Raw genomic sequence first — 23,583 nt, forward strand, 5'->3', positions numbered from 1 at the left:
GAAGGACTTTCATTCTTTGGGCATGTTATTCAAAGAATTTCATGTGCGTTTTTTCTAAAGATTCATCGCACCGCAGTTGCCTTTATCAATTTATAGGTGCTAATAATATTAACAGCCAAATTAAAAATTAATACGAAATATAATGGCAAAATACCTGAGGGGGATTCAGGATTTGGGGAACCATTACATTATGATTGCCGGGGAAGAGGCAGGACCCGCATCAAATAAAATGGGCGGGATCTGGAACGTTATTCATGAAGAGGCACATACTCTTGCATCTCTTTTTGACTCTGGAAAACTCAAAGCAAAAGAAAACACAGAAATCCTTATTGCAGGCCCATATTTCGGGCACATGGGCGCAGACTGGAACCGGGGCCTGAACAGAATTACGGATATGGACGGGCTTGCCCCTTTCAGCGCGGACGAGGATCTGGAAAAAAGTCTGAAAGCCCTTGAAAATGAAGGTGTTAAAGTCTTCACAGGGGAAGAAATGGTAGGGAAAACCAGAATAGGTTACCTGCAGTTTCAGACCTCGGATTTTGGAAAGATCCGCTCATCATACATGGGAAAAGAGATGACCCTCGAAAACCGGGTCAAAGCCGAAGCATATGAACTTCTGAGGCTTGATTCCCTGAAATACGAGAGCTTTCCAAACGGTGCGGAGTATACTCACTACCTTTCTCTCTCATATTCGATCTCCGAGCTTATCCGGCTGCTTATAAGTTCGGCGCCCAGAACTGCCGATACCTGGGCAGAAGAAAGCGCGGGTAAGGATATTCTGCCCTGCCCGGGAATTTCACTGCACTGCCACGAATTCGGGACATTTTATGCTCCTGCAAGGCTTAAAAAACTGGGGATCCCGATAAATACCGTTGCAACCCTGCACGCAACTCTTCCTGGCAGAGCCGCAGGATACGGCTCCATCCAAAAAAGAAGAAACAATGACAGCACATGGCCTCCTGGAGTCCCTGAAAACCTTGCCTCCCTCGAAGCCCTTGCCCTGTATGCAGATACGGTTACTGCAGTAGGAGAATCAACCCGCCAGGAAGCAAGGCTTTTTTACGGAATTAACGGGATTGTCATCCGAAACGGGATAACCATTGAGTCCGAAAACATAGACTGGAATAGAAAAGAACTCTGCCTTACACGAATCCGAAGTTTCCTTTCCGAAAACCTGTACAGGTATTATGGAGGGGAAAAAATTGAGCCCGAAAAAATTATTCCTATTTTCACAATCTCCCGCATAGAGGTTGAAAATAAAGGGTACCCCGACCTTCTCGATTCCCTTGTAGCCCTTGAACATATAATAAGGAACAGTATCATGGAAGGGCATATGGAAGAGAAAATCAAGGTAATCTGCTTCCTTGTAGCAGCAGAAGGCCCGAAAGTTAACCTTCCAGAAGGGTTTCCGGTAAATCTGCCAAAAGATGTACTTGTGGGAAACGAACTCCGGCTTCAGCAGATGATAGAAGATAGAGGGCTGGATTTCCCGAAAATGGTAAGAGGAAAGCATTCGGTTGCAGCAGTCCTCTATCCTCAGATAATCTCAACAGAGGACGGCGGGCTGAGAATGGGAGCAAGGGACTTTATGGCGGGCTGCTGTGCCGGTATATTCCCGTCCAGGTACGACCCGTTCCTGCTCACAGGACTTGAAGCCGGCAGAGAGGGGACCCCAAGCGTGGTAAGCCGGGTCTGTGGCTTCAGTGATGCCGTAAAAACTATCGAATCCCTGATAGAGGGTCTGGGCGGGGTGATAGTAGTAGACAATATAGACCTTTCCTATTACGAGACAGTCCTTGACTATGCCCTGGCAGTCAGTTACTTTATCCGAAATTTCGTAGAGGACAGGGTGAAATATAAACTGCTCTGCAGGGAAGCCTTCCTCCTTGCAAAGGATATGGACTGGAAAAAGCCAGTAGAACACTATTATGAACTGATAAGCGGGGCACGCTTCTGTAAACAGGAAGACAGGGGTTCTGAAAAATGATGAAGCGAAAAGGAAAAGGTTAAAGAGGCAGGCTGAAAGAATAAGATTTAGAAAAAAGGGTCCGGGGTATTCAGAAGATGTCAGAAATCAGAAAGCATTATTTTCTCCGCGAGTACTGCATAATTGCCGAAGAGAGGGCTAAAAGGCCTTCGGATTTTGCAGGGGCAGCCGAAGATTCCCAAAAAAATAATTCTGAGCACTGCGTCTTCTGTGGAAGAAACGAAGAAAAAACACCGCCTGCAACTGCAGTATATAAGAATGGAGAGATCTTTGCAGATACCGGGAAAAATAGAATACGAAGCTGGGATTTCCGCTGTTTTCCAAACCTCTATCCCGCACTTACTCCTGCATCACCTTTCCAGGAGTCCTGTGAAAAAGATCCTGAAGTTATTCCGGGATTTGGCTTTCATGAAGTGATAGTTGAATCCCCGGCCCATGGAAAAAAACTGGAGGACTTTTCCGATACCGAAATCTCAGGGCTTATGAAGGTATACAGGGACAGAGTATGCCATTACGCAGAAAATGAGAAAATTTCATATGTCTCCCTGTTTAAAAACTCAGGAAAAGCCGCAGGCGCTTCCCAGAACCATCCTCACAGCCAGTTAATAGCCCTGCCGGTTTGCCCCCAGGTTATGGAAAGGGAACTGGCAGCAATCAGGGATTCTCATAAATGCCCTTACTGCGTCCTCATTGAAAAAGAAAAAAACTCGCCGCGCCTCATCATTGAAAACAGCGGTTTCATAGCCTTTGCACCTTATTATTCAACTGTTCCTTTTGAGGTATGGATCCTTCCGAAAAAGCATTTGAGTTTTCTTGGAGATTTAAGTCCTGAACTCCTTTTTGCCCTGGGGGAGATTTTAAGAGCTGTGCTCAGAACTTACAAAAAAGTGCATGAAAACCTGCCCTATAACCATATGTTCTACCAGCTTTTTGAAACTCCCGAATACCACCTGAACCTCAGACTGCTTCCCCGGCTTTCTACGGCTGCTGGATTTGAATTTAACACAGGAATTTATATTAATTCGGTTTCTCCGGAAAAGGCAGCCTCATACCTGAAAGGTGACAAATAAGTAATCTGAAGAGAACTAAAAACGCACATGTTATTCTTCGAATAACATGCCCAAAGAATGAAAGTATTTGGAAGCACTTTCATGCCAAGAGAAGGAAATATGCACGAGTGAAAGGTTCCAGTCTTAAACATTTAGAAAAAACCGGAGATATGTTTATGTATAATTAATAAGGAATTAAGATAGGGAAGTATAGAGATTGTGTCCTTAATATTATAATTTATCCTGTAACAGGCATGTGTATATTCAGGTAGGGTCCTGTTACGAAAAGAGTACGTGAAGGGTTTTAAAGGGGAATACGTACTGAATATATAAATCAGGAAATGCACAACCTGAGTTTACCAGTATTGAAATAATAGATATTTTTCGGTAAGCTGAAAGGGTTGAACAGAGCAGGCAGGGGGAAGCCTGTAACTTTTTGAAAATAGTTATATCCTTCACTTAGAAAAAGGAACAAGTGAGCCTATGAATAAGATCCGAATAGGAATGTTTAGCTGGGAAAGTTTGCATTCAATACGAGTTGGAGGGATTTCGCCTCATGTATCCGAACTCTCGGAAGCTCTTGCAGCTGAGGGGCATGAGGTTCATCTTTTTACCCGGGGTAATGATAACAGCGATGAAGTGATCAACGGTGTTTACTACCACAGGATTGCATGCGACCGGACCGGAGGAATAGTGGAACAGATGAACAGGATGTGCGACAGCATGTACTGCCGGTTCCTGGATGTCCGCGAAAAAGCAGGAGAATTTGATATCCTCCACGGGCACGACTGGCATCCTGTAAACGTTCTCTGCAGAATAAAAGCCCAGTTCGGGCTGCCTTTTGTCCTGACCTTCCACAGTACAGAATGGGGGCGAAACGGAAACCGGCACGGAGACTGGTGGGAAGCTAAGGAAATATCACACAGAGAATGGCTTGGAGGCTATGAAGCTTCAGACGTAATCGTAACCTCCAATATTTTGAAAGAGGAAATCCAGCATATCTATAAAATCCCTGATTATAAGCTCTGGGAGATCCCCAATGGAATAAACGTGGGAAAAATAAAAAGGGAAGTTGATCCCGGAAAAATAAAAGAGAACTATGGGATACATCCTTATCGTCCTGTAGTGCTCTTCACCGGAAGGATGTCTTACCAGAAGGGACCTGACCTGCTGGTTGAAGCTGCATCAAAAGTCCTGAAGAAAAGGGATGCCCAGTTTGTGCTCATAGGAGAAGGAGAAATGCGGGCTCAATGCGAAAACCAGGCTTACAGGCTTGGAATCGGAAATTCCTGCAATTTCCTTGGCTATGCCCCGGACAATACTGTTATAGACTGGTTCAATGCCTGTGACCTTGTTTGTGTCCCGAGCAGAAATGAGCCCTTCGGGATAGTCGTGCTTGAGGCATGGGATGCAAAAAAACCCGTAGTTGCAAGTGACGCAGTTGCCCTTGTTGAGAACTTCAGGACAGGAGTCATTGCTCATAAAGAACCCTCTTCTATTGCCTGGGGTCTCAATTACGTGCTTGAAGGGCTCGGCCGCAACAAGATGGGAGAAAAGGGATACGACCTCCTGAAAAAGAGGTATAACTGGGAGACAATAGCCAGAAAGACTATTGAAGTATATAAAAAGGTTATGGAAAAAAACCTGATTGGCTGAAGAAAAGTGTAAGAGGAAGATATTATACGATGTCTTCCTCATCATCTTCATCGAATTCTTTATAACTGTCGCTTCCTACCATTGCTGCCGAGATTGAGTCAATGCCGTCAAGCCATTCTGCAACAATTCCGTATGGAAGCTCAGCCATTACCTCTTCTGGCAGGGTCTGCCCTTTAAGCACGATAGCACCGCACTGTGCAGTGTAATCAAGAGCAAGTTCAAGGTTATTCGAGGCTTCAGCGTCGACTGCTGCTTTTATCAGCTCATTGATATTTGCTCCTTCCTCGTAGTCACCCATAACATAGCATTCGAAGGCGACAAGCGCCCCCATTAAAGAGGTCTGTACCGAATCTATCATAAGGTCGATATCTTCAGAAATGGGTTCGACCTCGGAAAGCACGATATCCCTGATTTCCTCAAGAACCTGTAAAGCCATTTCTTTGGAGAGCATTTCTTTTTCAAAGCGAGCGGTTACTTTCAGACAGGCAAGAATTACATCATCTACCATATTGACGAATACAGCACTTTCCTTGCCGGCTTCTTCTTCGGACTCTTTTATCTGAAAACCGCTTTCCTTTGCCCGTCCGAGCCAGTTTTCCCAGCGCTTTTGGGTATAAAATTCATAGGGGGGGACCTGGTTCATTTCATGTTCAGGCACTTTTAACACCGCTTATAAACATTTTTTATTAATAATCAGTCTTACTATTACTAAAAGGTGTTTGTTTATGTTCACCACGAAAGTTTTACCTTTTTCAAGGAATTGCCGGCTTCGCATTTTGAATCAAGGCTCTCGAGGACCTCTACAATTTTGCATTTGTCCCCTTTTAAAAGCCCTTCCGGGTGGCAGGTCTCATACTCGCCGCACTCCCTCTTACCACATTTGGCGGGCTCATACATAATTTTTGCCCCTTCAACTGCTTTTCTGGACTCCACACTTGCCGTGATAGGAGCCCTGCTGACATCTACGGCAAGAACCCCGCTGTCATGCAGGAAACATTCATGTATATCCTTACTTTTGATTCTCACGACTCTATACCTGCGTCCGGGCTCAAGGTTAAGGCAGGTGTTCTTCAAACGGCATTTCTTGCATTCAGGCATTTCACCTTTGAATATGAATTCCAGCCCTTCCCTTGCCAGCCGTGATCCGATGAGTGTTATTTTGGTATCGGTTTCTGTCATAATAGTTCTTCCATTTAAATTTTTTTCAGATATTTCCTGAGTTTTCAGGAGACCTGAAGTTATTTCCTTTTTACTTTAGTATTGAATCTGGACCTGAAATAAAGCGTTTAAATTTGATCAATTCTGAACAGATTAAATTCATATAAACTCAAATGAGCCGCTAATTGTTGAATCCGAATTCTGGTTAAAAGACTCCGATCATTCATGCAGCTGGAGGTTTCAGAGAGTTCTTATTTCCTATTTCAGCCTGAGATAAAACAACTTTTCAACTTATGACCTTTGTGATTCTTGCAACTTTTTCAGCTGCCGACGGGTTCAGGCCGTTTCCGAGAATTGTATAGCGGTCAGGCCGGATACTGTGTGCCTGTAACAGGGCTTCGATTATATACTTATCTTCTATGCCAAGCTCTCTGGCAGTTGTGGGAGCCCCAATCTTTTTTAAGGCGTCCCTTATCTCCTGCCAGTTTCCTCCATGAAGGTACATCATCATGATCGTGCCAACCCCGCACTGTTCTCCGTGCAACGCAGGCTTAGGTGCTATCCTGTCGAGGGCATGGCTGAACATATGTTCCGATCCCGAAGCCGGCCTTGAAGAGCCTGCAATACTCATTGCTACCCCATTTGAGACAAGGGCTTTTACCACAAGCCTGGCAGAAGTCTCATGATCCGGCTTTATCGAATCTGCGTTCTCTATTATCACCCTGGCTGCCATACGGGAGAGAGCAGCAGCGTATTCCCCAAAGTACTCATTTCGGAGCCGGCTTGCTAGTTCCCAGTCCAGAACTGCCGTATAATTGGAAATAATGTCTCCACAGCCTGCGGCAAGAAACCGGAATGGAGCCGCCGAGATAATTTCAGTGTCTGCAACTACGGCAATAGGGGCCTGAGCCTGTACGGAAGCGTTTATTCCATTGTCAATAATCGAGGCGCGAGAAGATGCAATGCCGTCATGAGAAGCTGCAGTCGGCACACTGAAAAAGGGAATTTCAAGCCTTGTGGAAGCAAGTTTTGCAAGGTCAATAGACCTGCCGCTCCCTACCCCCAGAAGAAAAGTCGCCTCTGCCTCGAGAGCTTTTTCCATTACTTTCTCGACTTCCTCCATAGTTGCCCCGCATGTAATTACCATTTCTGCACTGATCCCTGCATTTTCCAGGAGTTTGCTCACTCTTTTACCTGCAACGTCCCGGGTAGTTTTCCCGGTAACTATCAGCGCATTGCCTTTCAGTTTAAGATCCCTGCAAACATCGCCGATTTCCTCAAGTACACCATGCCCTACCAGCACGTCCCGTGGAAGCTGCATCCATTTTGCGCTGTTCTTATTAAGAGTCAACTTCATACCCGCATGAATTATTGATAGTGATAGAGATATACTGTATTCTGGAGTTCATTACTCAATTTCATAAACTGGCATAAACCGTCCAGCCAGAGAGTGAGCTTGCTTACTGAAATAATATCCAGACTGTTATGCAAATATCTATATGTATAAGGTATTTAACACCAGCAGATATCTTTGCTGGCACTGCAATACATATGATAATACCCTCAGAAACACCGACAACTTATGAAATATAGTATACGTAGTTTAATAGGAGAACCTGATTCATTAACTTAATCGCCGGAGAAGTTTGGAACAAAATGTTACCTATCATTCAATCCCTCACCTATTCCTGTTTAATTATGTTTCTCAGGGTAATTTACTTAAACCAATTCTTTCTCTATGGATAAGTCTATTAAATCTTACCTTCTAAGAAGTACAATTGCAGAAGATTAATTATAAAAATAGGATAATATAATATCCACAAAAAAGAATCCCACATAATATGTTTGCTTTTCTTGAAGTAGTTCGATAAGGCAAAGAAATATCTGTGATTAAACCGAACACCGCTCAAGGTTGATACCAGAACATATAGTTAAAAAATTAGATTCAAATTACGAAACAGTACACAGATTCAGCTATATACAGTAAGTATCCTGCGTATAGTAAGTATCCTATATACAGTAAGTACTCCATGTACAGTAATTATTAATTGTATTAGATTATTGCCATTTTAAATGAGTGATAAGATGAGTTTTTTAACGGAAAAAATTTCACAATTTATCAATACCTACTACCTGGACCCCATAAGGGGCGATGAAGGGTATAACATTGTAAACACATTTACCTGGGCAGTGGTACTGGGCATCTGTATTTTTGGGGTTTTCAAGCTCCTTAAGAAGCTGGAAGTAAAGATAAATCCAGAGTTCATACTCTCAGTCATTCCATTCATACTTGCGGGCTCTTCCCTGCGCGTACTTGAAGACTCTCCTGCTGATATATTTCATCCCCCTTACAGCTATTTGCTTATAACCCCGAACATTTATTTCCTGGTTTTCGGAATAACCGTGGTCTGCCTGTGGATTTCAATCAGGCTGCAGAAGGCAGGGCTTGTAAAGAATTATCATCCGGTATTTGCAGGCTTCGGGCTGGTATGGTTTATATTGAACCTTGGAACCCTGATGTATTTTGAGGACGTTGTGTTTCCTTACGTTCCGGTTTTTGTGCTTGGAGCAGGGACAGGACTGACATTTATCTTTTACCTGGTTGCCCGTCAATTAAAATCCACAATTTTCACTGATCCTCTGAACCTATCGATCCTGCTTGCCCACATGCTGGATGCTTCTTCAACATATATAGGAATAGATAAACTTGGGTATTTTGAAAAACACGTGCTTCCTTCGTATCTTATAAAACTAACGGATACTGCACTGGTTATGTATCCATTGAAGTTAGTTATCTTTGTAGGGGTTCTTTATGCACTTGACACCCAGTTTGAGAAAGATGATGAGTCAACAAACCTGAAAATGCTGATTAAAATGGTTATTATAGTCCTGGGGCTTTCTCCGGCAACCCGGAATACAATCCGAATGACTCTGGGAATATGAAAGATCAGTAAATAGATACCGCCGTTGATGCCGATATTCAAGAACCGGGTTTATTGGGGATAAGAATGGAAAGAGAAGAAGAACATTTACGGGAAAAAAACACAGGAGCAAGTACAGAAACTCCTGATGGAGAGAGGGAGGAAAAGATATATGCTCCAGAGGAAAACGCCTTTTTAGCTGATAGCAGAGAAATAGAATCAGGGAGATATGTCTCAAGATTATCCGAATTCACAGGCTACCTTCGTTTTATCCTGCCATACATCCTTTTCATCACCTTTGTATTCTTCGGGGCTTTATTTGCAGGCTATGCTTCATCTGCAAGTTTTCCTGATATGGCTGATAAATTCATGGAAGGTTTCAGTACCCGGTTTGCTCCCCTCCTTTCCATGCCCCCGATATTCATTATGTTTGGAATCTTTCTTAACAATGCCTTTGTAAGCCTGCTCTTTCTTGTACTGGGGCTTGTATTTGGCATTCTTCCAATAATGTTTATCGCCTTCAACGGGTACGTCGTAGGAGTTATCGCTTATATAACAGCGCAGGAAAAAGGCCTGCTCTTTATTTTCCTTGCTCTTCTTCCTCACGGGATAATAGAGCTGCCCATGGTCTTTCTGTCAGCTGCTATAGGGCTCAGGCTTGGACACCAGGTTTTCGCTGCCCTTACAGGCAGACCCACAGAAATAAAAAAAGAATTTAAAGAAGGACTGAGTTTTTATTTCCGCTGGATTTTGCCCCTTCTCTTTCTGGCAGCTGTAGTTGAGACCTTTATTACACCTTTGATCCTGAGTTTCCTCTAAAATTCAGATAAAACAGAACTGCCGCGAGGGGGCAAACCAGCTCTCCAGCTTACCCTCTATTATATAAATGATTACTTCTATTAGAAAGGGTTTTAATAGGTAAAGCCGTTAATGGGGAAAAATCCGATCAGAACTTTTATTTAACAAAATCAGGCAGGTTGCCATAAAGACCTGCATTCCAGAAGATATTATCTTGATACCATAAAATCATACAGGGCCATACCTGATCACCATCTCACGGACATATTTATACCTCGAAAAAGCTGAGAGACATCATATATGATTGACAGGAAAGAAATAAAGGAAATCGTTGAAGGCTATTACGCGCACGCTGATAAGATAAAAGTGGGGACAATTGCCTCGCACTCGGGGCTCGATATCTGCGATGGAGCAGTTGAAGAAGACTTCAGGACCCTTGCAGTCTGCCAGGCAGGAAGGGAGAAGACTTATACAGAGTACTTCAGAGCTCAGAGAGACCCTTACGGAAGAATAAAGAGAGGAATTGTCGACGAGGCAGTTGTATTTAAGAAGTATAACGAAATCCTCCTGCCGCAGAACCAGCAAAAACTGGTTGACGAGAAAGTGCTTTTTATCCCCAACCGCTCTTTTACTTCCTACTGCAGCATAGATGAGATCGAAGAGAATTTCAGAGTCCCCATGGTAGGGAGCAGAAATCTCCTCAGGAGTGAAGAGCGGAGCGAGCAGCAGAGCTACTACTGGATTCTCGAAAAAGCAGGGCTCCCTTTCCCTGAGAAAATAGAGTCTCCCAGAGACATTAACGAACTTGTTATGGTAAAGCTCCCCCATGCAGTAAAGAAACTCGAAAGGGGCTTTTTTACGGCTTCAAGCTATAAGGAGTACCAGGAAAAATCCGAAGCCCTTATTAAACAGGGAGTGATTACGCGCGAAGCTCTTGAGAATGCCAGAATCGAGCGCTACATTATAGGACCCGTATTCAACCTTGATATGTTCTATTCTCCAATCGAGCCGAAAATGAGCAGGCTTGAGCTTCTTGGTGTTGACTGGCGCTTTGAGACCAGCCTTGACGGACATGTAAGGCTCCCTGCCCCTCAGCAGATGGCTCTTGCCCCCCACCAGCTCACCCCGGAATATACGGTCTGCGGGCATAACTCGGCAACACTTCGCGAATCTCTTCTTGAAAAAGTATTCGAAATGGGAGAAAAATATGTGAAAGCAACTCAGGAGCATTATGCACCTGGAATCATAGGGCCTTTCTGCCTCCAGACCTGCGTGGACAAGGACCTTAACTTCTATATTTATGATGTAGCCCCGAGAGTAGGCGGCGGGACAAATGTGCACATGTCAGTCGGGCATTCCTACGGCAACTCACTCTGGAGAAGACCTATGAGTACGGGCAGAAGGCTTGCCTTCGAGATCAGACGCGCTCTGGAGCTCGAGAAACTTGATATGATCGTCACATAAATTTATTAAGGCTTTCCGGCATTAGTAGATATGAATTGTACAGAATACCTTAAACTTTAAGAGGAACCCCAGAATCTGCCAGATTCAAGCCTTAAATAAAAATCTGGTAACAGATCTTGCCTGGCTTTCCAGGTCAAAAATACAGAACTGCCCTGGGAAGGGGGGCAGGCTCATTTGAAGCCTGTGCAAGTAAAACCCCGCTTTGAGTTACGATTACAACAAACCAAGGATCACACAGTAAAATTGAGAATCAAACCAGGTTTAGAATTGAAATCTGCATACCTCATGGAAAAAAAAATCAATAATTCCTTAAGGGCACAGATTTTGGATAAATACCTGCCTTATATCAGATTATCTTTACTCTACTGGAGGAAACTACAACTTGAGTCAGCCCTGTGTTAATATCGGCATGGTAGGCCATGTCGACCATGGAAAAACCACACTTGTCAAAGCTTTGTCCGGCGTGTGGACGGATACGCATAGTGAAGAAGTGAAAAGAGGAATTTCAATAAGATTGGGATATGCCGATTCCCCTTTCATGAAATGCCCGAAATGCCCTGAACCTCAGTGTTATACTGTAGCTAAAACCTGCCCCAACTGTGGAGAAAAAACGGAAGAGCACAGGACAGTTTCCTTTGTAGATGCTCCGGGGCACGAAACCCTGATGGCAACCATGCTTTCAGGTGCTGCAATTATGGACGGGGCAGTGCTTGTAATTGCCGCAAACGAAGACTGCCCGCAACCTCAGACAAAGGAACACCTGATGGCACTGGACATCATCGGAATTAAAAACATTGTAATAGTTCAGAATAAAATCGACCTTGTATCAAAGGAAAAGATTATCGAGAACTACCACCAGATAAAAGAATTTGTCAAAGGGACAGTTGCAGAAAACGCGCCTGTAATCCCGATTTCTGCCCAGCAGAATATTAACATTGATATCCTTATCGATGCCCTGGAAAAACAGATCCCAACTCCCGTGCACAAAGTGGACAAGCCCGCAAGCATGCTGATTGCCCGGTCCTTTGACATTAACAGGCCCGGAGCTTCAATTGACGAGATCCGCGGGGGAGTTATCGGAGGGACCCTCACAGAAGGCGTACTTCACCCCGGAGATGAACTGGAAATAAGGCCGGGAATAAAGGTTACAACAGAAGGCAGCACCAGATGGGTTCCTATCCTGACAAAGGTTTCATCGATCTTTGCAGGAGCAACAAAGGTAGAAGAAGCAACTCCTGGAGGGCTTCTTGCCGTTGGAACTTATCTTGACCCCACCCTGACAAAGGGAGACTCTTTAACAGGACAGATAGCAGGTGCTCCTGGGACCCTTCCTGAAACAAGGCACCAGTTTGTCATGGAACTTCATCTCCTTGATAGGGTTGTGGGAGTCACCAGGGAAGAAAAGATTAACGAAATCAAGACCAGTGAACCCCTTATGCTCAACATAGGAACCGCAACAACGGTAGGTGTGGTCACAAGTGCCAGGAAAAATGAAGCCCAGGTGGCACTAAAGCGCCCGATAAGTGCAGCCGTCGGATCCAGGGTTGCTATCAGCAGGAGAATCGATTCCCGCTGGCGGCTCATTGGAGTAGGGGTAATAAAGAGTTGAAAATTATAATTGATACCAATGGCTTCATGATTCCTGTCCAGTTCGGAGTGGATATCTTCGAAGAACTGAAAAGGCTGGGTTTCAATGAGTTCTATGTGCCTGAAGCTGTTGTATTTGAAATAGAAAAACTCATAAAGCGGGAAAAAGGTTCAAACCGGACAGCTGCAAAGGTTGCCAGGTCCATGATAGAAAGATGCCGGCTAGTAGCAGGCATCGGGCCTGCAGATGATGTGATACTCAGGCTCGCAAAAGAGATGGAAGCGGCTGTTCTGACAAATGACATAGGGTTGAAGCGCAGGCTTGCTGAAATCGGGATCCAGACCGTAGCCCTGCGCCAGAGAAATAAACTGGATTTTGTTTGAAAAACCCACCGGAGATTCCGGGCAGCAGTTCCATTGATTAAGTTTACGGGTGATTAGCAGATGTATAAATTGATGAAACTCGTTGATACTGTTCGCATCCCTCCTACCCTTCTCGGGGAAGAAATAATGCCTACCATAAAAAATGCATTAAGGGAAAAACTTGAGGGGCAGGTTGACAAAAAGCTTGGCTCTCTCGTTGCCGTCTACAATATCGACGAGGTCGGAGAAGGGCACATTCTCGTCGGAGACGGGGCTGTGTACTATGATGTGACATTCCAGGCAATAATGTTTTATCCAGAGCTTCAGGAAATTATTGAAGGCGAAGTCGTTGAAGCTGTAGGCTTCGGAGTCTTCGTAGGAATGGGGCCAATGGACGGGCTGCTACATGTCAGCCAGATTACGGACGATTTTATTTCTTATGATGCAAAGAATGCAAGGCTTGTTACCAAAAACGGAGGCAAGTCAATCGGCGAAGGCGACCATGTAAGAGCCAGAATTGTCGCGGTCAGCATCAATGAAAGAGAGCCGAAAGAAAGTAAGATAGGGCTTACAATGCGCCAGACAGCCCTTGGAAAACTCCAGTGGCTTGAAGAAGCCCGCAGAAAGAAGCAGCCACAGGAAACCCAGGGTGAAGGGACTGCTGAGTAAAATAAAAGGCAAAAAGAGGTATTTCAATGCCAGAAAAAGTCTGTCGACACTGCCTGAGGGTCCTCGAAGGGCAAACCTGTCCAGTTTGCGGAACTTCGGATCTTGCAGAAGAATGGAGTGGACTTGTTATTATTCTTGACACCGAACGCTCGGAAATCGCAAAAAGACTCGGGGTTGACATCCCGGATAGATTTGCCTTGAAGGTGCGCTGAGTTGAGTGTCCATATCGAGCTTCCGAGAGAACTTCGCCCGCTTATGAAAAGGCCCCTTGGCACTTTATACAGGGGAAAGGGCAGGGATACGGTAGAGAAGTTTATAGGGGGACTCTCAAGCCCCACAAAACTTATATCCGTGGGGGATGTTACTACCTTCCACCTGCTCGAAGCCGGGATTATTCCGGACATCTGTATTGTGGATGACCGAACCAAAAGGAAACCGGTATCCAGCGATGTTTCGGCCCGGAACAGGGACAAAGTCTATGAAGAAGTTTCGGTTGACAACCCTGCAGGGATAATTACCGATGAGCTTATTAGAACCCTTTGTGAAGCGTTTGCTTCGGAAAAGCTTCTCCGCATTTTTGTAAGGGGAGAAGAAGATCTGGCAACCCTTCCGGTAATCCTTCTGGCTCCTCTGGGGTCTATTGTACTTTACGGGCAGCCTGACGAGGGTGTGGTCTTTGTAGAGGTCACAGAGAAAAAGAAAGAGGAAATAAGGGCTCTTTTTGAAAAGCTTATCAGCAAAAATCAAAATAATGAATTGGATAAGATACGGAGAATCCTAGATGGACATAAAAGTCGTTAAAGATAAAAAGAATTTACTTTTAAACAGAAGGGAACTGGATTTCGTTGTGAAATATGAAGGTTCGACTCCTTCCAGAAATGATGTAAAGAACAAGCTTGCTGCAATGTTAAACGCCCCCCTTGAACTGCTGGTCATCCAGAGGATCAAGACCGAATACGGAATGCAGGAAAGCAAGGGCTATGCAAAGCTCTACGAAGATGCAGACCGCATGAAACAGGTAGAACAGGCATACGTCCTGAAGAGGAACGCCGTCCCTGGATCGGAAACTGAGGGAGAAGAGGCTTAAGCCTTACTGAGGTGTAAAACATGGCAGTAAAAGATTATTATAAAGTCCAGGGTAGCTCCGTAACCAGACTCAAACAGTTCTGTCCCAGATGCGGACCCGGTGTATTCCTTGCCGATCACAAAAACCGCCTCGCCTGCGGAAAGTGCGGCTACACCGAATTCAAGAAATAACCCGCAAGGAAATAATAACTCATTTTTCAACCCGGACCGCAGGAGTTCTCCTGCGGTTCTTTTCACCACTCACATCCTTTTTCAGAGGATAATCCCAGGCTTTTCTTACATCTCAAGTTTTTAGTTATATATATGATCATTCTGTTTACTTTTATTGCACGGGCTCGCCGATTTCTATCAATATTTATATATTTTCTGACCCCAATATTTTACCTTCTTAACCAAATTTAAGTCAGATTTAAGACAGACCTTTATGCAAGAATTTATTTATTTTGTATGCTACTTTCTATTTAGAAGTAATATTTCTGATAGATATCATCTCTGAAGACGTCTGCGGAAAAACAGCTCAGACTTAGAAAGATGGATAAAAAACAATTTATTTTCAGAATATGACACTTCATAAAAACACGAGCCTGAAGCTGAAAAATGCTTTATTGAATGGAGAGGGATAAAATATGCCTGAGGAAAGTAAGAGAATAAAAGTAGTAAGAGTAAAGAATCTCCGCGTAAAGAGCCTGAAAATAAAGGGTCTGAGACCGGGACCTGCTGCTGCAAGGAGCCAGACTTTAAGAAATATCAGGAAAGTAAAGGGGTAATATGTCAGAGAAAAACACGAGAACAGAAGTTATTACAATAAAGGACACAAAAATAAAGAGCCTGAAAATAAAAGGCATGATGCCAAAGACTATTGTTATCAGAAACCTGACTCTAAAAAACGTAAGGCTAATCTTCAAACTCCCGCCCGAAAAGAAAGAATAAGGGCATTAAAAAAGAAAGAATAAAGGCATTAAATACCAGAAAACCTGATTTTATTGCTTTTTATAGCTTTTTAATGATTATTAGAAGATCTTCTTTTTTCTTTTCCTTATTTTCCTGCTACTCTTTACTTCTCTTTTTGTTTACTTTGATAAGATGCCAGCAGGCTCATGAAAGTACCTATCAACCATAACTAAAATACGGTTTTTAAGGGCAGTAAATGGAGTTTAAAAGGCGGGAGAAAGTCCAAACATAAAATCAGTAACTTTTTTCTGTACTCATATTTATAGCCGGATGCAGATATAATTCCACACAAATATTTTTGGGAGAGGACTCCGGGGTAATATGCGATCTCTTTATGCCAGAGCCTGGTACAGTAAAGCACTTGCTCTTTTAAACCTGAAAAATCCTGCTGGTGCAGAGAAAAACTTTGAAAAGGCACTTGAAGAATTTAACTCCCTGCTTGAGATAAACCCTCAGGACACGGTTGCCTGGCAGTACAGAGGAAATATACTGCTTTACCTCGACCGACCTGAAGAAGCCCTGGAAGCTTTTGAAAAGGCTCTCGCTTTCGACCCGGGAAACATTTCAGCCCGCTACTTCAAGGGGATCACTCTCGGTTATTTGAACCTGCCAGAACAGGCTCTGGAAGCTTTTAGAGGAGTGCTGGAAAGAGAATCCGGACATGAAGGCGCCCTTTATTACAGCGGGCTTGCTTTGACGAGGCTCGGAAGGCACATTGAGGCAGTTTCAGCCCTCTCAGGAGCTCTTAAAATAAATCCTGAAAACCCTGGCGCCTGGTATTACAGAGGGGCATCTCTCTACGTCCTGGGAGAGAGTACAGAGGCTCTAGAAGCATTTGAAAAGGCACTGGCCCTTGAGCCTTTACACGCAGCGGCATGGGAAGGTAAGGCAAAAGCATATTTATCTCTGGACAGAAGAAGGGAAGCTCTCAGGGCATGTGAGAAAACTCTTGAACTTGAACCCTCTTCTGCAGACGCATGGAAAATTCAGGGAAAAATTCTAAAAAGCATCGGGAGAAAAGAAGAAGCTCTTGAAGCTTTTGAGAGAAGCCTTATTCTTGAGCCCATGAACGCAGAAAACAGGATAGAAAAAGGAAAGCTGCTGGGAAGCCTGGGAAGGTGCAGGGAAGCGCTTCAGGAGTTTGAGAATGTGCTTCAGATAGACAGGTCTCTTACCGAGGCAAAAATAAACAGGGGAAAAGCCCTTCTAACCCTTGGAAACTACCAGAAAGCTCTTGATTCTTTCAGTAAAGCCCTCAAAGAAGACCCGGAAAATTCAGAAGGCTGGGGAGGGATGGGAAGCTGCTGCCTTGCCATGGGAAAATATTATGAAGCCATGAAGGCTTACGAAAGAGCCCTTTCCCAGGGAACTGAAAATAGCTGTACCAATAGCTGTACCCTGAGTGGAATTGGGGAAATCTACTATGAGCTGGGGGATTTTTCCAGATCCCTTGAGACATTTGAGCTGGCTCTGAAGCTCGATACTGAAAACGCCTTTGCCTGGAACGGCAAGGGAAATGTGCTCTGCAAACTCGGAAAATACAGTGAAGCCCTGGAAGCTTATGAAAATCTCATTGCACTCGACTATGAGAACCTGCCTGCCCGGTACAACAGGGGTGTGGTCCTTTCGAGGCTCAAAACCAGGCAAAAGAATGCAGGAGAACCTCTGGAAAATCAGTTTCAGACAACCTTTAAAAAATACCTGGAACTATCTGGAAAGCTTCCTGAAGATAAAATTGGAGCTGAGGGCTGGAAATACAGAGGGCTTGCTTTTGCCGAACTCGGAGAGTATGAAGAGGCGATTAAAGCTTTTGACAGGGCAGCAGAATACAGTTCAAAAGACATATTCCTTCCTGTTTACAAAGGAATTGCCTTTTTATGCCTGAAAAGATATGAAGAAGCCCTGAAAGTTCTTGAACAGGCAGAAGAGAATTTTTACGCAACTATAGGTTCAGAAAAAAATGAAGGCGCAGATAAGGAAAAAAATACGGAAGAGTTATGGAATCTGAACTTTAACGGTAAAAAGACACTGGAAATGCTCAGAAATGCGAAAGGATTTACCCTTTACGCTCTTGGCAGATACGAAGAAGCCCTTAGAGCCTTTGAGAAAGCCGGAAAGGTTTCGGGAAACGGAAAAACGTCCTTCTTCGGAAAAGGCATTGTTTTTGCACACTGCAGAGAATGGAAAAAATCCCTGGAAGCATTTGACAGCGTCCTCAGCTTCGATCCCGAAAATCTTCCTGCTTCGGTGATGAAAGCCTTTGCACTGATAAAGCTTCATGACTTCGAAAAAGCTGCCGAAGTTATTGAGAGGCTCAAAGTGGAAAATACCGATCCTGATCTTTCCTTCTGTCTTCTGGGGTTTGCCCGTTCAGGGCAGGGAGATTTTGAAAAAGCCCTGAAAGCTTACAGAAAAGCGATTGAAGCAAACCCAAAAAATATACATGCCAGAAACGGGCTTGCTGAGCTTTACCTCAGGCTCGGGAACAGCACGGGCGCTTTAAAAGAACTTGAAGCTTCAATTGCAGAATCTCCTGATAATCCATTTTCGATGAGCCTGAAAGGCAGAGTAGAACTTGAAGAACAGGCATGCGAAAACGCCCTTGAGTCCTTCAGGCGGGCTCTTGTTCTGGACACGGAAGACCAGAGGCTCCTTCTCTGGGATTCATATGCCAGGTACATATATGCAGAATCTTCTTTTGATGAGGGCAGTGCACGTTTCAGGCACATGATCCTTGCAGCCGCCGGAAAACTTGAAAAGGCAGCCATCTGCCGTGAACCCGGAGACAGTGAACTGAGAGCTCATGCACTTTATTTCCTGGGGCTTTTTTACTGCAAAGTCCACCACTTCCGAAAGGCTTCAGAGAGGCTCGAAGAGTGCCTGAAACTTGAAAATTCCAGCAGAGTAAAACAGCCTGCAACCCTTCTTCTTAAAAGTATTCGAGCAAAGAGGCTTAAACATGTCTGGTGGAAATGGTGGTTTGCACCTGGAACACACAGTTATATTAAAAAAACAGGATTCTGGCTGATCTTATTTTTAATTTTTAGCATACTGCTGTCTCACCCTGCAGCTTCGACCCTGCCTTTCATATCCTGGCCTGCAAACATTATAAGCCAGACTTTCTACCCGGCTGGTGGAAACAGCATTTCGTGGGAGCTTTATGGAAAAGAGTATGTAATCTCAATTCTGCTCCTGTCTTCCCTTCTAATTCTTCCGGGGTTCAGAGCCGGCAACACGGAAGATGAAGAGTTTGAGTTTGAAATGTTTGCACCTCCGGCTCCGGATTTTGATATCCCTGTATCTGTCCTGGAAAAGTTTACGGAAAAGCTTGAAAAGAGCCTTTTTTCTCCGGAACCCATGAGAGAAAGCATAAAGAAACTTGGTAAATTCTAAAAACCGCAAGGGAGACGCATCAAGGTTCTTTAAAGGATCAGAAAAGCAAACGTATTTAACCCTCTCCGGTATTATCGAAGGCAGTGACAGCAAAGAGGACTGGAAAGGAGACCTGAAGCCTTGAAAAAAACATTCATCCTTGGAATCGAAGGCACTGCCTGGAACCTGAGTGCCGCAATCGTGACCGAGACCGAGATTATTGCCGAGGTTACAGAGACATACAAACCTGAAAAAGGCGGAATCCATCCAAGGGAAGCCGCCCAGCACCATGCAAAATATGCAGCAAGCGTTATCAAAAAACTCCTTGCAGAAGCAAAAGAAAAAGGGATAGAGCCTTCTGACCTTGACGGTATAGCTTTTTCACAGGGACCCGGGCTCGGACCCTGCCTGAGAACGGTTGCAACGGCAGCCAGGATGCTCTCCCTTTCCCTCGGGCTCCCGCTCATAGGGGTCAACCACTGCATTGCCCATATAGAGATAGGGATATGGAGAACTCCTGCAAAAGATCCTGTTGTCCTTTATGTAAGCGGGGCAAATTCCCAGGTAATCTCGTATATGGAAGGAAGGTACAGAGTTTTTGGAGAAACTCTTGATATCGGGCTTGGAAATGCCCTTGATAAGTTTGCACGCGGAGCAGGCCTGCCTCACCCGGGCGGACCTAAAATTGAGGCATGTGCAAAAGAAGCAAAGAAATACATCCCGCTTCCGTATGTGATTAAAGGGATGGACCTCTCATTTTCAGGACTTTCCACGGCTGCAAGTGAAGCCCTGAGAAAAAACTCCCTTGAAGACGTCTGCTATTCTTACCAGGAAACAGCCTTTGCAATGGTAGTGGAGGTTGCAGAACGCGCCCTTGCACACACAGGAAAAAAAGAAGTGCTGCTTGCAGGCGGTGTGGGTGCAAACACAAGGCTCCGCGAGATGTTAACTGAAATGTGCGAGGCAAGAGGCGCAAAGTTCTATGTGCCCGAGAAACGCTTCATGGGCGATAACGGCACAATGATTGCATACACGGGGCTCCTGATGTATAAGTCAGGAAATACAATTTCCCTTGAAGACTCACGCGTAAACCCCAGCTTCAGGACAGACGATGTAAAAGTAACCTGGATAAAGGATGAAGAGATGAAAAAAGTCCCTGAAATTTCCCCTGAAGTTTTCCTCAGGATGCCTCCCGGAGAAATTCTCGACAACGGGGCTGAAGCTGTTGTTTACCTTGAAGAAGGACCTGATGGGAAAAAGGCACTTGTTAAGGAAAGAGTCCCCAAAGCTTACAGGCATAAAGAGATAGATGAGAGGATAAGGAGAGAAAGGAACAGGACAGAAGCCCGCCTGATGTCTGAAGCAAGGCGCGCAGGCGTGCCAACGCCAATCATCTACGATGTCGAGGAATTCAAGCTCAAAATGCAGTTCATCGAGGGGATACCCATAAAGTACCTTATAACCCCTGAGCTTTCAGAAAAGGTCGGAGAGCTTGCAGGCAGGCTGCACAGTTCAGGCATAGTTCACGGAGACCTTACGACCTCAAACCTCATGCTTGCAGGAGAGAGGCTCTACCTGATTGATTTCGGGCTTGCTTATTTTGACAAAAGCCTTGAAGCCAGAGGTGTGGACGTCCATGTGCTTTTCCAGACTTTTGAAAGCACTCACCGCGACTATGAGGCTCTTGTCAAAGCTTTTGAAAAAGGGTATGCAAGTACTTTTATAGATTCAGAGGATGTACTGAAGCGAGTTGAAGAAATAAAAAAGAGGGCTCGCTATGCATAAAATCGTTTTTGTTACGGGAAATAAAGGCAAGTTTGCCGAGGTGAGGGATATCCTCAAAACCTTCGGCATCGAAGTAATACAGAATAAAGATGGCTATCCGGAACTCCAGGAAGATGAGCTTGAACCCATCGCGGCTCACGGGGCACAGTATGTTGCAAACAAATTGAACATGCCTGTGATGGTGGATGATTCCGGAATCTTCATAAATGCCCTTAACGGCTTTCCAGGTCCCTACTCCCGCTTTGTCGAGGATAAACTCGGAAACCCTAAAGTGCTGAAACTGATGGAAGGAGAAAAAGACAGAACAGCATACTTTAAAACCGTTATCGGATACTGTGAACCCGGACAGGAGCCTCTTGTTTTTCCCGGTGTTGTGGAAGGGAAAATTGCATATGAAGAACGGGGCACAGGCGGTTTCGGGTACGACCCTATTTTCGAGTACAACGGCATGACCTTCGGGGAACTCGGGGACGAAGAGAAAAACAAGGTTTCTCACAGGCGCAGGGCTGTTGATAATTTTCTGGAATGGTTTAAAAGCAGGGCTTAAACCCTGCACTTTAAAAATTTGAAATTTCAGGAATGACCTTTTCGAGTCTCTAAATCTTACTTTTTCTCTGCTGGTTTATGCCTTACAAGATCAAGGGCTACATTGAGCTGGTTTAAGCCCAGTTTTAAGGCGGTTGTAATTACCTGGTTATTTGAAGTAATTCCGAGTTCTCTCTTAATGGCAAAAAGGTCCATTATGCACTGCGGATCCAGAACGAGAGGGCCGTCAAGCAGTTCTTTTGAAACCGGTTTTTTAGTTTTAATTTCCACTTCTTTTGGCTCGATTTTGTATCCGTTTTCCGATTTTCCAGCCCTGCCCGCACCCTCAAATTCTTCAGTTTTCTCCCCGTGGATGTATTCCATCTGCTGGAGACAGTGAGTCAGGCAAACGTTCAGTATGAATTCTTCAACTTCCATGCCGTTCAGAGCTGCATACTTTTTGACTTCCTCAAGCTGCTCCTCAGAAAAAGGGATACATAACAGATTTTCGTCACATTCCTCGCTTATCCCAAACCCTCCTTGTTTCTGATAAATTGGATTTTTTACTTCATTTTATTCCATTTCAATTTGTTGTGATCTTATTCAATATTATTTTATTCGAGTTTTTGTTATCGGATTAAAGCTTTCTTTAATCAGTTGTCTCCTGCTATCCTTTAAACAGTTCTTTATCTTCAAGTTTTCCTTTTGGTTTTCATTCGCCAGAAAACATCTCCCTCATACAAAGTAAAATTTTTTATTATGTAAAGCCCATTTACAATTACATGAAAAAATTTATTTCCGACACCAGAGCCGCAGATACTATTCCTCTTAAACTTGTAGTGTATCTTGCGCTTCTGGCAGCAGTTGTGCTCCTTCTGGCTCAGGCATGGAGCACAGCTTCACCCGTCCTTCAGGATGCGGAAATAAAAGCACAGACAGAATCCGCTTCCCTCTCACTTCTCTCAATTCAGGGAGGATATGCCCGTAATTCAGAAGACAGATACAGCCCTGAAGGCAGCATGTGTACCCTCAAATTTTCTCTTCCGCCGGCTGTCAGGTACATCAGTTTTGGAGTGGACCCGGATCAGGAATGCAACGGCAACCTTACAGATTCAGAATGGGTTCCAGAAAATAATACCCTTATCTATCAGTATAAAAACGGAGTTAAAAAGAGAGTATTTATTGAAGGAGCACCGGTACATTTCATAAAAGGCATAGAAAACTCAGAAGGCATATGGGTCCCGGCCGGCAGCCAGGAAAGCAATGAAACTTTAGATCTCGAAAATACGGCGGTTTTAATAGAATATCCTGTTTCAGGCGAGTTCATTTTTGAAATGGTCAGCTACAATGGTACAAGGTATACAATGACCCGGTTCTGAAAATGAAAACAGACACAGCCCTTAAGATAGCATGTGTACATCACCTTTTCTCTTCCGTCATATATACTGATACATCAGTTTCGTAACTGATCCGGATAAGAATGTGATGGCAACCTGATCGACTCAGAGTGGTTCCTAGAAAATAACACCCTTATTACAGTATGAATAAATTCCAAATGGATTAGGTAGAAGTATGATCACTCACATTTCTCTACCATGATTGTCCCATCAATCTGCAATACATAATTGAACTTGTCGCCTATACTCAATTTAAGTGTCTCTGCCACTGCCTGAGGAAGTTTATCATGGAAATACTGATCTGTGGCAATTATTTCAGCGGCTTTCAGTTCCTTGCGTGCTTTATTTCGTCTGAGCCTATCTACTAACATTACCCTTTTATCCAAGCTTGTTTTCCCGGTAATCATTCCACTTTCAATGTTATCCATTGATACATTATCGCAATCGAGGAATGTACCAACCCTATCATATTTAATCGCGTTACTGCTATCATAGTTATATGATTTTCGGATACTGTCAAACTTTTCATGTACAATATTATTATTTGAATATATCCACAGAAGAGCATCGTGAACTTCCTGTGCTGTGTATGTTTCTTTTAACTCTCTCATTTTTTCGTCACTTCGTTTTCCAAAAGTTGGTTTTCGATGTCTGCATTCTATATTTCTTCTTCTAAACCAGCAATGCATTATTCACACATGCTACTTTGATTTCTGTGTATATAATATTCCTTTTTAACTCTTCAATCCTTCTTTTGACACACCTAAGTGAATAACGAACTTCATAAAATAGGATTATGTTTTAAATGGTTTCCC

At 44.0% G+C, this 23,583-nt stretch carries 25 protein-coding genes; 20 read left to right on the forward strand and 5 right to left on the reverse strand.

The window, feature by feature from the left end; genetic code table 11:
- Positions 1 to 172 precede the first annotated feature (172 nt).
- From PLL47_RS08140 to PLL47_RS08150, 3 genes are all read left to right on the forward strand, one after another.
- On the forward strand, positions 173 to 1,987 hold the full coding sequence (locus tag PLL47_RS08140) for a glycosyltransferase family 4 protein (RefSeq protein ID WP_324445694.1): 1,815 nt from the start codon (positions 173 to 175) through the stop codon (positions 1,985 to 1,987).
- 77 nt (positions 1,988 to 2,064) lie between these two features.
- Entirely contained in the window at positions 2,065 to 3,057 is a 993-nt protein-coding gene (locus PLL47_RS08145; RefSeq protein ID WP_324445695.1) for a galactose-1-phosphate uridylyltransferase, read from the forward strand.
- A 462-nt stretch (positions 3,058 to 3,519) separates the two neighbouring features.
- A complete protein-coding gene (locus PLL47_RS08150) occupies positions 3,520 to 4,692 on the forward strand; it encodes a glycosyltransferase family 4 protein (protein ID WP_324445696.1) in 1,173 nt (390 codons plus the stop codon).
- A 22-nt stretch (positions 4,693 to 4,714) separates the two neighbouring features.
- Here PLL47_RS08150 and PLL47_RS08155 read toward each other — a convergent pair whose 3' ends face one another.
- The 3 genes from PLL47_RS08155 to PLL47_RS08165 all read right to left on the reverse strand — a co-directional run bounded on the left by PLL47_RS08155 (position 4,715) and on the right by PLL47_RS08165 (position 7,207).
- Positions 4,715 to 5,350: a DUF2150 family protein gene (locus PLL47_RS08155; protein ID WP_324445697.1), complete on the reverse strand. Its 636-nt coding sequence runs from the start codon at positions 5,348 to 5,350 to the stop codon at positions 4,715 to 4,717.
- 71 nt (positions 5,351 to 5,421) lie between these two features.
- A complete protein-coding gene (locus PLL47_RS08160; RefSeq protein ID WP_324445698.1) occupies positions 5,422 to 5,871 on the reverse strand; it encodes a UPF0179 family protein in 450 nt (149 codons plus the stop codon).
- Positions 5,872 to 6,136: 265 nt separating this feature from the next.
- The gene (locus PLL47_RS08165) at positions 6,137 to 7,207 is read right to left on the reverse strand and encodes an NAD(P)-dependent glycerol-1-phosphate dehydrogenase (protein WP_324445699.1); all 1,071 of its coding nucleotides are present in this window, start codon (positions 7,205 to 7,207) and stop codon (positions 6,137 to 6,139) included.
- A gap of 716 nt (positions 7,208 to 7,923) precedes the next feature.
- Here PLL47_RS08165 and PLL47_RS08170 point away from each other — a divergent pair.
- The 16 genes from PLL47_RS08170 to PLL47_RS08245 all read left to right on the forward strand — a co-directional run bounded on the left by PLL47_RS08170 (position 7,924) and on the right by PLL47_RS08245 (position 21,393).
- Positions 7,924 to 8,793, forward strand: coding sequence for a DUF63 family protein (locus PLL47_RS08170; RefSeq protein WP_502883687.1), 870 nt, complete (start codon positions 7,924 to 7,926; stop codon positions 8,791 to 8,793).
- Positions 8,794 to 8,858: 65 nt separating this feature from the next.
- On the forward strand, positions 8,859 to 9,590 hold the full coding sequence (locus tag PLL47_RS08175; protein WP_324445700.1) for a stage II sporulation protein M: 732 nt from the start codon (positions 8,859 to 8,861) through the stop codon (positions 9,588 to 9,590).
- A gap of 279 nt (positions 9,591 to 9,869) precedes the next feature.
- Positions 9,870 to 11,033 carry a formate--phosphoribosylaminoimidazolecarboxamide ligase family protein gene (locus tag PLL47_RS08180; protein ID WP_324445701.1) on the forward strand — a complete coding sequence of 388 codons (1,164 nt, stop codon included), beginning with the start codon at positions 9,870 to 9,872 and terminating at the stop codon, positions 11,031 to 11,033.
- A gap of 382 nt (positions 11,034 to 11,415) precedes the next feature.
- Positions 11,416 to 12,642: a translation initiation factor IF-2 subunit gamma gene (locus PLL47_RS08185; RefSeq protein WP_324445702.1), complete on the forward strand. Its 1,227-nt coding sequence runs from the start codon at positions 11,416 to 11,418 to the stop codon at positions 12,640 to 12,642.
- The gene (locus PLL47_RS08190; RefSeq protein WP_324445703.1) at positions 12,639 to 13,004 is read left to right on the forward strand and encodes a type II toxin-antitoxin system VapC family toxin; all 366 of its coding nucleotides are present in this window, start codon (positions 12,639 to 12,641) and stop codon (positions 13,002 to 13,004) included. Before PLL47_RS08185 ends, PLL47_RS08190 begins: the two co-directional genes overlap by 4 nt.
- Before the next feature lie 60 nt (positions 13,005 to 13,064).
- The gene (locus PLL47_RS08195; protein WP_324445704.1) at positions 13,065 to 13,652 is read left to right on the forward strand and encodes a DNA-directed RNA polymerase; all 588 of its coding nucleotides are present in this window, start codon (positions 13,065 to 13,067) and stop codon (positions 13,650 to 13,652) included.
- Between the two features lie 26 nt (positions 13,653 to 13,678).
- Positions 13,679 to 13,864, forward strand: coding sequence for a transcription elongation factor subunit Spt4 (spt4, locus tag PLL47_RS08200; protein WP_229388444.1), 186 nt, complete (start codon positions 13,679 to 13,681; stop codon positions 13,862 to 13,864).
- Between the two features lies 1 nt (position 13,865).
- The gene (locus tag PLL47_RS08205; protein WP_324445705.1) at positions 13,866 to 14,453 is read left to right on the forward strand and encodes a GTP-dependent dephospho-CoA kinase family protein; all 588 of its coding nucleotides are present in this window, start codon (positions 13,866 to 13,868) and stop codon (positions 14,451 to 14,453) included.
- Positions 14,434 to 14,739, forward strand: a complete 306-nt coding sequence (locus PLL47_RS08210) for a 30S ribosomal protein S24e (protein ID WP_324445706.1) — start codon at positions 14,434 to 14,436, stop codon at positions 14,737 to 14,739. Before PLL47_RS08205 ends, PLL47_RS08210 begins: the two co-directional genes overlap by 20 nt.
- A 20-nt stretch (positions 14,740 to 14,759) precedes the next feature.
- Complete coding sequence (locus tag PLL47_RS08215) at positions 14,760 to 14,909, forward strand: 30S ribosomal protein S27ae (protein WP_324445707.1); 150 nt, start codon at positions 14,760 to 14,762, stop codon at positions 14,907 to 14,909.
- Positions 14,910 to 15,364: 455 nt separating this feature from the next.
- Positions 15,365 to 15,505: a hypothetical protein gene (locus tag PLL47_RS08220; RefSeq protein ID WP_324445708.1), complete on the forward strand. Its 141-nt coding sequence runs from the start codon at positions 15,365 to 15,367 to the stop codon at positions 15,503 to 15,505.
- 1 nt (position 15,506) lies between these two features.
- On the forward strand, positions 15,507 to 15,668 hold the full coding sequence (locus tag PLL47_RS08225; protein ID WP_324445709.1) for a hypothetical protein: 162 nt from the start codon (positions 15,507 to 15,509) through the stop codon (positions 15,666 to 15,668).
- Between the two features lie 342 nt (positions 15,669 to 16,010).
- Entirely contained in the window at positions 16,011 to 19,082 is a 3,072-nt protein-coding gene (locus PLL47_RS08230; RefSeq protein ID WP_324445710.1) for a tetratricopeptide repeat protein, read from the forward strand.
- On the forward strand, positions 19,069 to 19,206 hold the full coding sequence (locus PLL47_RS08235) for a hypothetical protein (RefSeq protein WP_324445711.1): 138 nt from the start codon (positions 19,069 to 19,071) through the stop codon (positions 19,204 to 19,206). Before PLL47_RS08230 ends, PLL47_RS08235 begins: the two co-directional genes overlap by 14 nt.
- Positions 19,203 to 20,846, forward strand: coding sequence for a bifunctional N(6)-L-threonylcarbamoyladenine synthase/serine/threonine protein kinase (locus PLL47_RS08240; protein WP_324445712.1), 1,644 nt, complete (start codon positions 19,203 to 19,205; stop codon positions 20,844 to 20,846). The genes PLL47_RS08235 and PLL47_RS08240 overlap by 4 nt, the downstream gene beginning before the upstream one ends.
- Positions 20,839 to 21,393, forward strand: a complete 555-nt coding sequence (locus PLL47_RS08245) for an XTP/dITP diphosphatase (protein ID WP_324445713.1) — start codon at positions 20,839 to 20,841, stop codon at positions 21,391 to 21,393. Before PLL47_RS08240 ends, PLL47_RS08245 begins: the two co-directional genes overlap by 8 nt.
- A gap of 56 nt (positions 21,394 to 21,449) precedes the next feature.
- Here the strand turns inward: PLL47_RS08245 and PLL47_RS08250 are convergent, their stop codons facing one another.
- On the reverse strand, positions 21,450 to 21,809 hold the full coding sequence (locus tag PLL47_RS08250; RefSeq protein WP_324445714.1) for a hypothetical protein: 360 nt from the start codon (positions 21,807 to 21,809) through the stop codon (positions 21,450 to 21,452).
- 344 nt (positions 21,810 to 22,153) lie between these two features.
- Here PLL47_RS08250 and PLL47_RS08255 point away from each other — a divergent pair, with 344 nt between their 5' ends.
- On the forward strand, positions 22,154 to 22,750 hold the full coding sequence (locus PLL47_RS08255) for a hypothetical protein (protein ID WP_324445715.1): 597 nt from the start codon (positions 22,154 to 22,156) through the stop codon (positions 22,748 to 22,750).
- A gap of 197 nt (positions 22,751 to 22,947) precedes the next feature.
- Here PLL47_RS08255 and PLL47_RS08260 read toward each other — a convergent pair whose 3' ends face one another.
- Positions 22,948 to 23,379, reverse strand: a complete 432-nt coding sequence (locus PLL47_RS08260) for a hypothetical protein (RefSeq protein WP_324445716.1) — start codon at positions 23,377 to 23,379, stop codon at positions 22,948 to 22,950.
- Positions 23,380 to 23,583: the final 204 nt, after the last annotated feature.

The sequence above is a fragment of the Methanosarcina sp. genome (assembly GCF_035390745.1).
In the GTDB taxonomy this organism is placed as follows: Archaea; Halobacteriota; Methanosarcinia; order Methanosarcinales; family Methanosarcinaceae; genus Methanosarcina.